A 13,392-nucleotide genomic window follows, 5' to 3' on the forward strand; every position below is an offset into this window, starting at 1 on the left:
TTCCCTACTTCCTTACTCTTTGGTCTGTGTGCTACCTGCCTGTGTAGCCTCTGTTTCGTTTATTTTCGTGCAAAAAAACCATAATAATTCATGATTTGACAATAAACCCTGCAACTTTTAAATCCGACTTTTGTTAATACGTCTTTGGTCTGTTCAGCCGAAACCAGTTCAAAATCATCATCCAGACGTGCAATCATCTTTTCACTCTGGCTCACTGTTAAGCCCTGTTGCACCGCCACATACTGCAGCACTTGCTGTTCAGCCAATGTTTCAGGCTGCATCAGGTCATAGCTGAGGAATACGCCACCCGGTTTTAAGCGCTGGCAGATGTCCTGAAAAAAATCGGCTTTGGCCGCCATGGGAATAAAATGCGCCACCAGAATGGCCAGTGCCGCATCAAAAGCCTGGCTGGATTCTAAACTCTGGGTATCGGCCTGAATAAACTGCACCCGCTCTGCACCAGCCAGTGACCGGATCGTATTTTGTGCCTGTTCCAGCATGGCACGGGAGGGATCAATGGCGGTAATCTGCCACTGTGGATGATGCGCCAATAAATAGGTCAGCTCATAGCCTGTCCCGCACCCGACCACCAGAATATGCGCAGTTTCCGGTAATTCTGCCGTTAGAATGGCATCAATCTGTTGATGTACCAGCTCATAGCCGGGAATCAGTTTACGGATGTGATCATCATAGCCAGCGACAATGACTTCACTGTGAAAGTTTTTGGCCATCTTTAACTCACTCTACCTCTGACTCTTGAATAGACTTGCGAAGATCATTCTTGTTGGAAAGTCATGACAGCTCGCGGAAAGCAAAGCAATTTTGCTCTGATTTGATTTTCCCCGAGATTCAATCACATGACCGGCGATATCCCTGTCGCCCTGTCATGTGATTAGATGCCTGCATGAATCAAGCAATTTCTTTTAGGTTTAACTCTTCACGCATAAATTCACGCAGCTTAAACTTCTGCGCCTTACCCGATGCCGTCATTGGAAACTCGCTAAAGAAACGCACATAACGTGGCACTTTATTGTGTGAAATATGCTCGGCGCAGTACTGGCGAATGGTTTCTTCTGTGCAAGGATCATTTTCATGCAGAATAATGCAGGCGCAGAGTTCTTCACCATATTTATGGTCGGGTACGCCAATCACCTGTACATCGCAAACCGCCGGATGGGTATAGAGGAAATCTTCAATTTCTTTCGGGAACAGGTTTTCACCGCCACGAATCACCACATCTTTAATCCGGCCTTTAATTTTAACAAAGCCTTCATCGTCCATTTCAGCGATATCACCGGTATGCATCCAGCGTGCAGCATCAATCACTTCTGCGGTTTTTTCCTGATCTTCCCAATAGCCGAGCATTACCGAATAACCGCGAACACAGAGTTCACCGAGCTGTCCACGTGGTACCACCTTGCCCTCTTCATCGACAATTTTGACTTCCAGATGTGGATGGACTCGGCCTACGGTACTGACGCGACGTTCCACCGAATCTTCCGTTGAACTTTGCGCACTTACCGGTGCTGTTTCAGTCATGCCATAGCAGATGGTAATTTCCGACATATGCATGCGGTCAATCACGCGCTGCATGATTTCCTGCGGACATGGACTACCGGCCATAATACCGGTGCGCAAGCTTGACAGGTCAAACTCATCAAACTGTTCATGCTCTAAAATGGCAATGAACATGGTCGGTACGCCATAAGCGGCGGTACATTTTTCCTGCTGAATGGCTTTTAAAGTATCCAGCGGGTTAAATACGGCTGATGGATAAACCATGGTGGAACCATGAGTGATACAGGCCAAGTTCCCCATCACCATCCCGAAACAGTGGAATAACGGCACTGAAATACAGACCCGATCTGCCGGGCTGAGATGAATTGCTTCACCGACAAAATAGCCATTATTTAAAATGTTGTTATGGGTCAGCATGGTGCCTTTCGGATTCCCGGTGGTGCCCGATGTAAACTGAATATTAATAGTTTCATCAAACTGCAATTCACTAGAAATCTGCTGCAGTTTTTGCAGCATTTTTTTGCTTGGCGGGGTCAGTAAATCCTGAAAGCGGTGTAATCCGGCATGTTCCTGATCATCAATTTTAATAATATGTTTCAGATGCGGCAGGCGCTCGGCTTTCAGCACTTTGCTTGCTGCCTGGTTCAGCTCCGGGGCAATTTTGGTCAGAATCTCCTGATAATTGGTGGTCTTGAACTGCGAGGCAATCACCAGTCCCTTACACGACACTTTATTCAGTACATATTCCAGCTCATTGCTTTTATAGGCCGGGTTCAGGTTCACCAGAATAATGCCGGCTTTAAAGGCCGCAAACTGGGTAATGGTCCATTCCACGCAGTTCGGCGACCAGATTGCAAGACGGTCACCTTTTTGAAAGCCCAGTTTCAGCAAACTGCAGGCAAAGGCATTCACCTGCTCTTGCAACTGCCGGTAGCTCAAACGCACATTCTGATGCAGGCTGACCACCGCATCCTGTTCGGCGTATTGCGCGCAAGCCTGATCAAATTTTTCACCAATCGTTGTGCCCAGTAAAGGCTGGCTGCTCGTTCCGTAGGCGTAGCTTAACCGTACTTGTGTCATTGAATCGTTCTCCTTGATTCTTTGTAATTCTGATTTTCAACTCTACTAATTGTTTTTGAACCACGACTACCTGTCTGTCTTCCCTGCCGTTTTTATCGTTTTTTACTCACTTCCCTCCTGTCGACGTACTGCATTCACACAAAAATCGGCAATCTGTTTGACAAAGTAATCCTTATAGTTTTGATCAAACATCACATTGCGAGATGGGTTTAAAGGTTCAATCACCACAAAAGTCATAGAGCCAACCACGCCCAGTGCGGCGGTGTTCAAATCTTCAAACTCAAACTCACCATTGACTTTTCCTTCAGCCAAAATTTCCTTAATGCTCTGCTTGATCAGCTGTTTACTGCGAAAACGTTCATGTTCCATTTCCGGATCAACCGGTTCAAACATGAGCGCATACGCCAGTTGGGGACTGTTCATGGCACGCTTCACAAAAGTTGTAACAGATTTTTGCAATTTCTGTTTTGGCGATAAATCCGAGCCGGCAATGTGGTTCAAAATTTCAACCTCATGCTGAATCGCATTCGACAACACTTCAATTAAAATCTGGCTTTTGTTTTCGAAATATCGATAGACCAGACCGGTAGATACACCGGCACGTTCCGCAATGGCCTGAATCGACGCCTCTTTAAAGCCCCCTTGAGCAATTAGTTCACGAGCGGACTGCAAAATCGACAGGCGATTCTGTTCCATTCGTTCCTGCATCAATGATGATCTTTTATAACTCATATCTTATTCTCAACCAGATAAAATGAATTGTAAATCATTTTGTGAATTTTAGTTCACTTTTTTAAATTTTCGATGTATGTTAAAAACCAAGCACAACAAAAATGCTTTTTTGGAAACAACAAATATAACCGCAGGATGGATGAAGAAATGAATTTACAAAGCTTGGATTTCGGTTTGGATGAAACACTGATCGCCCTTCGTGATTCAGTTGCTGCATTTTGTGCAAAAGAGATCGCACCCATTGCTCAACAGGTCGACCGTGACAACGAATTCCCTGCTCATCTTTGGAAAAAGTTTGGGGACATGGGTTTACTCGGTCTAACCGTAAGTGAGGAATATGGTGGCACCAACCTCGGTTATCTGGCACATATTATTGCCATGCAGGAAATTTCACGTGCCTCAGCATCTATTGGCCTTTCCTACGGGGCACATTCTAACCTATGTGTGAACCAAATTAAGCGTAATGGTAACGAAGAACAGAAACAGCGCTATTTACCGAAACTGATTTCAGGTGAATATGTCGGCGCATTGGCCATGTCAGAACCGAATGCCGGCTCCGATGTGGTGAGCATGAAACTCAAAGCTGAAGATCAGGGCGATCATTATCTGCTAAACGGTTCAAAAATGTGGATCACCAACGGTGGCGATGCAGATGTGCTGGTGGTCTATGCCAAAACTGATACCCAAGCCGGCGCCAAAGGCATGACCGCTTTCCTGATTGAAAAAACCATGCCGGGCTTTAGCCACGGTACGCACCTGGACAAACTGGGCATGCGCGGCTCGAATACCTATCCACTGTTCTTTGACAACGTGCGCGTACCGAAAGAAAACGTCCTCGGCGGTGTCGGCAATGGTGTAAAAGTGCTGATGAGTGGTCTGGACTATGAACGTGCTGTATTAAGCGCAGGCCCACTGGGCATTATGGATGCCTGCCTAGACACCGTGATTCCGTATATCCACGAGCGTAAACAGTTTGGTCAGGCACTGGGCGAATTCCAGCTGATGCAAGGCAAAATTGCTGATATGTATTCGACCTGGCTGGCCTGTAAAGCACTGGTCTATGCCGTAGGTGCAGAATGTGACAAAGCCGAGCATAGCCGCAGCCTGCGTAAAGATGCTGCCAGCGCAATTTTATATGCAGCCGAAAAAGCCACCTGGATGGCCGGTGAAACCATTCAGACGCTAGGTGGGAACGGTTATATCAATGAATTTTCTGCTGGACGTTTATGGCGTGATGCCAAACTCTATGAAATTGGTGCAGGCACCTCGGAAATTCGCCGTATGCTGATTGGCCGCGAACTGTTTAACGAAACTGCCTAAAAAATAAATCACAAGAATAGACAAGGATGTTGGCATGAATCAATTACAGAGCAAAATCAATATTCGCAGCGAAGAGTTCAAAAACAACCACGCAGCGATGCAAACCCTGGTCGATGACCTGAAACAGAAAGTCCAGAAAATTGCCCTGGGCGGCGGTGAAACTGCACGTCAGAAACATCTGGATCGCGGTAAATTATTACCACGTGAACGGATTGACCACCTGATTGATCCGGGTACGGCTTTTATTGAAATTGGTCAGCTGGCTGCCTATCAGGTGTATCAGGATGATGTGCCTGCTGCCGGTGTGGTGGCCGGTGTCGGTCAGGTCAATGGCGTGACCTGTATGATCATTGCCAATGATGCGACTGTCAAAGGCGGAACGTATTATCCGCTGACTGTGAAAAAGCATTTACGCGCTCAGGAAATTGCCGAGCAGAACCATCTGACCTGTATCTATCTGGTCGATTCTGGCGGTGCCTATTTACCGCTGCAAGATGAAGTGTTCCCAGACCGTGACCACTTCGGCCGTATTTTCTACAATCAGGCGCGCATGTCGAGCATGGGCATTGCCCAGATTGCCGTGGTGATGGGCAGCTGTACTGCTGGCGGTGCTTATGTCCCTGCCATGTCCGATGAAACCATTATTGTGCGGAATCAGGGTACGATTTTCCTGGGGGGCCCGCCACTGGTGAAAGCTGCCACCGGTGAAGTGGTCAGCAGTGAAGATCTGGGCGGTGGCGATGTGCACACTCGCCTTTCAGGTGTGGCCGATCATCTGGCAGAAAATGACGAACATGCTTTGGCCATTGCCCGCAACATCGTCGCCAATTTAAATAAAAAACCAAATCCGCAGCCGGAAAATGTCGAAGCACCATTATTCGATGCGTCCGAGCTGTACGGCATTGTCCCGACTGATGCACGTAAACCGTTTGATGTGCGTGAAGTGATTGCGCGTATTGTCGACGGTTCACGCTTTGACGAATTCAAGGCACGCTTTGGGACTACCCTGGTCACTGGCTTTGCCAAGCTCTATGGAATGCCAGTTGGAATTATTGCCAACAATGGAATTTTATTCTCTGAGTCTGCACAAAAAGGCGCGCATTTTATTGAACTATGTACCCAGCGCAATATTCCGCTGATCTTCCTGCAAAACATCACCGGCTTTATGGTGGGTCGTCAGTATGAAAATGAAGGTATTGCTAAAAATGGTGCCAAGCTGGTGATGGCCGTCGCGACAGCCAATGTGCCTAAACTGACTCTGGTGATTGGCGGTTCTTTTGGTGCCGGTAACTATGGCATGTGTGGCCGTGCTTACTCGCCACGCTTTATGTGGACCTGGCCAAACTCGCGTATTTCAGTGATGGGCGGTGAACAGGCCTCTAGCGTATTGTCGACTTTGAAACGCGATCAGATTGAGCAAAAAGGTGGAACCTGGTCAGCTGAAGAAGAAGACCAGTTTAAACAGCCAATTCGTGACCAATATGAACGCCAAGGCCATCCTTATTATGCTTCTGCGCGTTTATGGGATGATGGCGTCATTGATCCTGCGCAATCACGTGAAGTATTGGCGCTCAGTCTGGCGGCAGCATTAAATGCCCCAATCCAGCCAACCAAATTCGGCGTGTTCCGCATGTAAGAGGTGACAAAAATGGATTATCAATTTTTACAACTCGAACAGCAAGATCAGGTGGCTACGGTGTGGATTAACCGTGCCGAACTGCATAATGCCTTTAATACCCAGGTCATTGAAGAATTACATGCCTGCTTTCAGCAGCTAAATACCCGCGCTGATGTACGTGTGGTGATTCTGGCCGGTCGTGGCAAAAGCTTTTCTGCCGGTGCCGACCTGAACTGGATGAAACAGGCCGGTCAGGCCTCACAAGCCGACAATGAAGCCGATGCACTCAAGCTAGCCAAAATGCTGCAAAGTCTGGCCACCTTGAAACAGCCAACCATCGCCCGCGTACATGGCATTGCCTTTGGCGGCGGTATGGGTCTGGCCTCGGCCTGTGATATTTGTGTGGCCAGCACCGATGCCAAATTTGCGACCTCTGAGGTGCGTTTAGGTCTGGCGCCATCCACCATCAGCCCTTATGTCATTCGTGCCATTGGTGCGCGTCAGGCATCACGTTACTTTTTAACTGCTGAACGGATTTCTGCAGCACAGGCACACGCTATTGGTCTGGCACATGAAGTGACCGCACCGGAACAGCTGGACAGCAAAATTGATGAAATTGTGCAGGCCTTATTACTCGGTGGCCCTGAAGCACAGCACGCATCGAAACAGCTCATTCAGATGGTGAACCAGCAAGTCCTGACCGAGGACCTCTTGCTGCAAACCGCACAGCATATTGCCCACGTTCGCCAGGGAGATGAGGCGAAAAACGGCTTAAATGCTTTCCTTAACAAACAAAGCCCGGCCTGGATCAAGACCACGGCATAACAACTAGAAGGATCCTAACGATGTTTGAAAAGATTTTAATTGCCAACCGTGGTGAAATTGCCTGCCGTGTCATTCGTACTGCCAAAAAACTGGGAATTGCAACTGTTGCAGTCTATTCAGATGCAGATGCTCAGGCCCAGCATGTCAAACTGGCCGATGAAGCAGTCTATATTGGTGAATCACCAGCAGCACAAAGCTATTTACAGATTGAACGGATTATCGAAGCCGCAAAAAGCACCGGCGCACAAGCCATTCACCCGGGTTATGGCTTCCTGTCTGAAAATGACCAGTTTGCTTTTGCCTGTCGGGACAACAACATTGTCTTTATTGGCCCGCCAGTTGACGCCATTCTGGCGATGGGTTTAAAAGCCACCTCTAAAGCCTTGATGGAAAAAGCCGGCGTACCACTGACACCGGGTTATCATGGCACCAATCAGGATGCTGCGTTCTTAAAACAGCAAGCCGATGACATTGGCTATCCGGTGCTGATTAAAGCCAGCGCCGGCGGTGGCGGTAAAGGGATGCGTCTGGTTGAGCGCAGTGAAGATTTCCTTAGCGCCCTAGCCTCATGTAAGAGTGAAGCCCGTTCCAGCTTTGGCAATGAAGATGTACTGATTGAACGCTATGTAGTGCAGCCGCGTCATATTGAAGTGCAAGTGTTTGGCGATACCCATGGCAACTATGTGCATCTGTTTGAGCGTGATTGCTCGGTACAGCGCCGCCATCAGAAAGTACTGGAAGAAGCACCAGCACCGAAAATGCCGGAAGATAAACTGGAAGCCATGCGCCAGGCCGCAATTGATGCCGCGCGTGCCGTAAATTATGTCGGTGCCGGCACCGTCGAGTTTATTGTCGAGCAAGACGGGACCGCCTACTTCATGGAAATGAACACCCGTCTGCAGGTTGAGCACCCGGTGACTGAAATGATTACCGGTCAGGATCTGGTCGAGTGGCAATTACGCGTCGCCTTTGGTGAGCCTTTACCAAAACAGCAGCACGAATTGCAGATTCACGGCCATGCTTTAGAAGCACGTGTTTATGCCGAAGAACCTGAAAAAGGCTTTATTCCGGCGATTGGTCAAATCAGCTATCTGCATTATCCAGCACAAAATGAAGCGGTACGTGTCGACAGCGGTATTGTTGAAGGCGATGAAATTAGCACCTACTACGACCCGATGATTGCCAAACTGATTGTCTGGGGCAAAAACCGTGAAGCAGCATTAACGCAAATGCACCATGCTTTAGGTCAGTTCCATGTTGATGGTCTGGGCAACAACATTGCCTTCCTGGATCGTCTGGTGCTGTGCGATTCTTTCAAGAATGCCAATTTGGATACTGGCCTGATTCAGCGCGAAGAAGAATTCCTGCTAAAACCGGCCACAGAGCTGAACAGTACGCTAGTGGTCAGCGCGGCCTTCATCGAATTACTGTCACGTTTGGCACAAAACCCGAGTGCCAGCAATCCGGTGTGGCAGACCAATGCTTTCTGGCGTTTAAATCTGCAATCGGGTCAGACAATCAAATTTCAATGTAATGACAAAACCTTAAATATCCAGTTTGCAGCACAAGAACATGGTTTTGTCGCACAGTATGATGGTCAGACTTTTGAGCTTGAGGGTCAGTTACTGGATGCGCATACCCTGCAATTCAAGCTGGCCGGCAAACAGCAAAAACTGGCCTTTAGCCAGACTGAACATGGCATTACCCTGTTCCAGAATGGCCAGAGCTATAAATTTACCTATCTGAAACCGGTATTTAACCAGGATGATGAACAAGGTGCTGAAAACAACCTGACTGCGCCAATGCCAGGTGTCATCACTCAGGTACTGGTGGCGGCCAATGACAAAGTCAAAAAAGACGATGTCCTGATGACCCTCGAAGCCATGAAAATCGAATACTCGATTCGTGCACCGCATGATGGCATCGTGGCCAGCTCTTACTTCCAGGCCGGTGATCAGGTTAAAGCTGGCGATGAGCTGGTGGAATTCCAGCCGCTGGCGGAGGAAGTCGCATGAGCGAATTTGTCAAAATTGTTGAAGTCGGGCCACGCGATGGCCTGCAAAATGAAAAAACGCCCTTAACCCTGGATGACCGCAGACAGCTGATTCTGGATTTAATGCAAACCGGTTTACAGGCCATTGAAGTTGGTTCCTGTGTATCGGCCAAATGGGTACCGCAAATGGCAGACAGCGATGTGCTGTTTGCCGGCTTGCCCAAAGATCCAAACATTCAGTTCAGCCTGCTCACGCCAAATCTGAAAGGTTTTGAATCTGCGCTGGCAGTGGGTTGCAAAGAAGTGGCGGTCTTTACCGCCGCGTCTGAAAGTTTTACCCGCAAAAACATCAATTGTTCGATTGATGAAAGCTTTGAAAAATTCAGCGATGTAATGCGTGAAGCCAAAGCGCACAACATTCGTGTGCGTGGTTATGTGTCCTGTATGGTCGATTGTCCGTATGAAGGCGCAATTGATCCGCAGCAGGTGGCAAAAGTTTCGCAGCGCCTGCTGGATATGGGCTGCTATGAAGTGTCTTTGGGTGAAACCATTGGCACCGCCACACCCGACCGGGTGAAAAAAGTCTGGGACGCCTGTCTGGCCGAACTGGATACGACGGTGCTGGCCGGTCATTTCCATAATACCTATGGCATGGCCATCGCCAATATTTACCAGTCACTGCTGCAAGGTATTCGCGTTTTTGACTCGTCAATTGCCGGTTTAGGCGGCTGTCCTTATGCCAAAGGCGCATCCGGCAATGTCTCAACCGAAGATCTGTATTACCTGCTGTCCAACATGGGCTATGAAACCGGCATTCAGCTGGATGCCTTGATGCAGGCCAGCCGTAACATCAGCAATGTTTTACAGCGCAATAATCCATCCAATTATGCCAATGCCTACTGGCAAAAAGCCTGCGCTTAATAACCGAATAAAACCCGGCTTGAGCAATGCCCTCAAGCCACTCAAGGATGTAACAGCAGCAATCTGCTGAAAAAAGGATAAAAATAGAGGTGACACATGGCAAATAAAGTCTATGACAGCGCACAAGCCGCCTTAAATGGCGTGGTTCAGGATGGCCAAACCCTGGCCGTAGGTGGTTTTGGCCTGTGCGGGATTCCTGAAGCATTAATTGCCGCGCTAAAAGACACCGGTGCCAAACAGCTGACCTGTATTTCCAACAATGCCGGTGTTGATGGTTTTGGTCTGGGGCTGCTGCTTGAAACCAAACAGATTAAAAAAATGATTTCATCCTATGTCGGTGAAAACAAGGAGTTTGAACGCCAGTTCCTGAGTGGTGAACTGGAAGTTGAACTGACCCCGCAAGGTACGCTGGCAGAAAAATTACGTGCCGGCGGTGCAGGTATTCCAGCCTTCTTTACCGCCACCGGTGTCGGTACCGTCATCGCGGAAGGCAAAGAAGTGCGCCAGTTTAAAGGTCAGGATTATATCTTAGAAGAATCTTTAACTGCCGATGTTGCCCTGGTCAAAGCCTATAAAGCCGACAAGGCCGGCAACCTGATTTTCCGTAAAACTGCACAAAACTTTAATCCGGTCTGTGCCATGGCGGGCAAAATCACCATTGCCGAAGTCGAAGAAATTGTAGAGATTGGCGCGCTCGATCCAGATGAAATCCATCTGCCGGGGATTTATGTCAACCGCATTGTGTTAAATGTGCATCCTGAAAAACGTATTGAACAAATGACTTTAAAGGCGGAGGCTTAAACCATGGCTTGGACGCGTAATCAAATGGCGCAGCGCGCCGCACAAGAACTGGAAGATGGTTTCTATGTCAATTTAGGGATTGGTTTACCAACTTTAGTCGCTAACTATATTCCAGAAAATATCAACGTCTGGCTACAGTCAGAAAACGGCCTGCTCGGGATTGGGGAATTCCCAACTGAAGCCACGGTCGATGCTGACCTGATTAATGCCGGCAAACAGACGGTCACAGCTCGTCAAGGTGCTTCGTTTTTCTCTAGCGCAGACTCTTTTGCCATGATCCGTGGCGGCCATGTCAATATTGCCATTCTGGGGGCAATGGAAGTCTCTGAACAGGGCGATCTGGCCAACTGGATGATTCCGGGCAAAAAAGTCAAAGGTATGGGCGGTGCCATGGACCTGGTCGCAGGTGTGCAAAAAGTGGTGGTGTTGATGGAACACTGCGCCAAAGATGGGACACCTAAAATCGTTTCACAGTGTAGCCTGCCGCTGACCGGTAAAGCCGTGGTTCATCGCGTAATTACCGATTTGGGCGTTCTGGATATTACCCCAACCGGCGTGCAGCTGGTGGAACTGGCACCGGAGGTCAGTTTTGATGAAATCCAGAAAGTCACCGGGGTGCCTTTAATACGTAATGCAGCTTAATGGCTGGTTTTAAAAGCGGGCATCGGATGGTCGTGAATACATCCCCACCGCTACCTCCGCTTTTCAACTAAACCAAAAAGGACGACTTCAAGTCGTCCTTTTCTATTCCCTTAACCGAACTTACTCTGCTTTCTTCTCGACAATGCCCTGATCATCAACCGCACGTACCACCCCGGTTTCTGTATTTAATACTTCAAACTCAATACGACGGTTCTGGAACTGCCCTTCTGGGGTTGCATTTGGTTCCATCGGCTGTTGCTGGCCATACCCCACGGCCTGTAACTGGGAAGGATCAACCCCGCGTTGTACCAGATAATCACGTACCGCTTCAGCACGGCGTAAGGACAACAGATTATTGGCTTCATTGCTGCCTACTGCATCGGTATGGCCTTTAATGGTCAAATGTACATGCGGCGCACGCTGGATTAAGGCCGCAGCCTGATCCAGAATTGGCTGATTGGCTTCCGGTACAGTCGAAGATGCTGACTCAAAATGAATCGCTTCCAGATTTAAGGCGGTGGAGACATCCAGCGCCTGAATATTATCCGGGTTAATCACGGCCAAGGCTTGGGCTGCGGTCGTGGTCGCTGGTGTGACGGTCTGTACATCGAGATCCTGCTGCACCGTAATGGTCATATTCTTGGCCAAAGGACGCAGCTGATTGGCCACACGCTGCGCATCTGCCGGATTGGTGGACTGAATCGCAATCTGCTCACCCATCCAGGTCATATTGGTATTCGGCACATCTTTCAGGATTTTCAATGCCGTTGGAATCACATCCTGATCAATAAATTCACTATGATAATTACTGGCGCTATTCACCCCACAACCTGTCGGATGGTTAAAAATCCGTTTAACTTCTGTTTGCAGAATGTCGGTATAAGCCGGATTGTTCAGATACAACTGACAGGTGACCAGATCGCCATTGGAACCGGTATTGACCTGCAAATAGGCCGGTTCCGTCGCTGCTGCCTGGGTAACAGGCACCTCTTCTTCATTACGGTCAGAACAGGCTTTAAATAAAAAGGCCAGTAACAATGCCAGAATAATAAAAATCAGAATCGGTACCCACGGCGAGCGCTTCTGCTCTGGCACCTCTTCATATAACTCAGGCGCCTGATGAATGGTCTGCCCGGCAGTGGCATTGACGCCCAAACCGGCCAGCAGCGCAGCGGCCCATTCCGGCAAAGCAGCCTGAATGTCCGGCATATGCTGATCAAGCAAATGCACAATCGCCTCAGGATCGGTCGAGCCGGCCTCGCTTTCTAAAAAACCTAAGGTTGGTACGATGGCCCGGTTCAGGGTAGATTCAATTTCATCTGCCGGCGCCTGACCGCGGCTAAATTCCAGAAACTGCTGTTTCAGGTTCAGGTTGGTACCAAAAATTTCAGCCAGCCGCGGATTAAGCTGATTTCTCAGGCTGTCAATGAGGGATGGCCGGCACTGCTGTCCCATAGTTTGCTTTAAATAAAAAAACCTGAGTCCTAACAGTTAAAATATGAGTGTAAACAAACACTTTAACGACCAGGATTCAGGTTTTGTCACATCAGAATACCGTATTTCATGAGCTAATTAAACCTGTTGTGCGACAGGATTTTGAACAACTTGCTAAAGTACACCATGTTGGACAGAAATTTAGAGCGGCTTCCCGGTGGGATCAGTTTATTGCCATATTGATGTCTCAATTCTCTTGTAGGCAAAGTCTGAGAGATATTCAATCCAATTTGGAGTGCCAACAGGAAAAGCTGAGTCATCTCGGAGCAAAGTCTATTCCCCGAAGCACGCTGGCACGAATCAATGAGCAGCAGCCTGCTGCCTTGTATCAACAGCTATTTTACAAGTTGCTTAAATACTATGAACACTCAAAAGTAGCTCATAAATTTCGCTTTAAGAATCCCTTGTATTCCTTGGATGCCAGTCATATTGACCTGTCGCTTTCCTT

12 protein-coding genes are annotated in these 13,392 nt (G+C 48.4%); 8 read left to right on the top strand and 4 right to left on the bottom strand.

The features are described from left to right. Nucleotides 1-59 precede the first annotated feature (59 nt). The 3 genes from FTU50_RS06900 to FTU50_RS06910 all read right to left on the bottom strand — a co-directional run bounded on the left by FTU50_RS06900 (nucleotide 60) and on the right by FTU50_RS06910 (nucleotide 3,330). Nucleotides 60-731 carry a class I SAM-dependent methyltransferase gene (locus FTU50_RS06900; RefSeq protein ID WP_180045948.1) on the bottom strand — a complete coding sequence of 224 codons (672 nt, stop codon included), beginning with the start codon at nucleotides 729-731 and terminating at the stop codon, nucleotides 60-62. Nucleotides 732-909: 178 nt separating this feature from the next. Further along, nucleotides 910-2,598: an AMP-binding protein gene (locus FTU50_RS06905; protein WP_104488771.1), complete on the bottom strand. Its 1,689-nt coding sequence runs from the start codon at nucleotides 2,596-2,598 to the stop codon at nucleotides 910-912. A gap of 102 nt (nucleotides 2,599-2,700) precedes the next feature. Next, nucleotides 2,701-3,330 carry a TetR/AcrR family transcriptional regulator gene (locus FTU50_RS06910; protein WP_005177074.1) on the bottom strand — a complete coding sequence of 210 codons (630 nt, stop codon included), beginning with the start codon at nucleotides 3,328-3,330 and terminating at the stop codon, nucleotides 2,701-2,703. A 147-nt stretch (nucleotides 3,331-3,477) separates the two neighbouring features. Here FTU50_RS06910 and FTU50_RS06915 point away from each other — a divergent pair, with 147 nt between their 5' ends. From FTU50_RS06915 to FTU50_RS06945, 7 genes are all read left to right on the top strand, one after another. Further along, nucleotides 3,478-4,650, top strand: coding sequence for an isovaleryl-CoA dehydrogenase (locus FTU50_RS06915; protein ID WP_005177068.1), 1,173 nt, complete (start codon nucleotides 3,478-3,480; stop codon nucleotides 4,648-4,650). Between the two features lie 34 nt (nucleotides 4,651-4,684). Continuing rightward, on the top strand, nucleotides 4,685-6,286 hold the full coding sequence (locus FTU50_RS06920) for a carboxyl transferase domain-containing protein (RefSeq protein ID WP_180045946.1): 1,602 nt from the start codon (nucleotides 4,685-4,687) through the stop codon (nucleotides 6,284-6,286). 12 nt (nucleotides 6,287-6,298) lie between these two features. Continuing rightward, nucleotides 6,299-7,093: an enoyl-CoA hydratase/isomerase family protein gene (locus FTU50_RS06925; protein WP_152342323.1), complete on the top strand. Its 795-nt coding sequence runs from the start codon at nucleotides 6,299-6,301 to the stop codon at nucleotides 7,091-7,093. Nucleotides 7,094-7,113: 20 nt separating this feature from the next. Further along, entirely contained in the window at nucleotides 7,114-9,108 is a 1,995-nt protein-coding gene (locus tag FTU50_RS06930; protein ID WP_180045944.1) for an acetyl/propionyl/methylcrotonyl-CoA carboxylase subunit alpha, read from the top strand. Then, entirely contained in the window at nucleotides 9,105-10,007 is a 903-nt protein-coding gene (locus FTU50_RS06935) for a hydroxymethylglutaryl-CoA lyase (protein ID WP_016658374.1), read from the top strand. Before FTU50_RS06930 ends, FTU50_RS06935 begins: the two co-directional genes overlap by 4 nt. A 96-nt stretch (nucleotides 10,008-10,103) precedes the next feature. Further along, a complete protein-coding gene (locus FTU50_RS06940) occupies nucleotides 10,104-10,808 on the top strand; it encodes a CoA transferase subunit A (RefSeq protein WP_160241444.1) in 705 nt (234 codons plus the stop codon). 3 nt (nucleotides 10,809-10,811) lie between these two features. Continuing rightward, nucleotides 10,812-11,450: a CoA transferase subunit B gene (locus tag FTU50_RS06945; protein ID WP_005177056.1), complete on the top strand. Its 639-nt coding sequence runs from the start codon at nucleotides 10,812-10,814 to the stop codon at nucleotides 11,448-11,450. A 120-nt stretch (nucleotides 11,451-11,570) separates the two neighbouring features. Here FTU50_RS06945 and FTU50_RS06950 read toward each other — a convergent pair whose 3' ends face one another. After that, nucleotides 11,571-12,905: an OmpA family protein gene (locus FTU50_RS06950; RefSeq protein WP_257223461.1), complete on the bottom strand. Its 1,335-nt coding sequence runs from the start codon at nucleotides 12,903-12,905 to the stop codon at nucleotides 11,571-11,573. 83 nt (nucleotides 12,906-12,988) lie between these two features. Here FTU50_RS06950 and FTU50_RS06955 point away from each other — a divergent pair. Further along, on the top strand, nucleotides 12,989-13,392 hold a 404-nt coding region (locus tag FTU50_RS06955; protein WP_155858690.1), incomplete at its 3' end, for a DUF4372 domain-containing protein.

Source organism: Acinetobacter sp. YH12112, assembly GCF_013418945.1.
GTDB classification, from domain to species: domain Bacteria; phylum Pseudomonadota; class Gammaproteobacteria; order Pseudomonadales; family Moraxellaceae; genus Acinetobacter; species Acinetobacter indicus.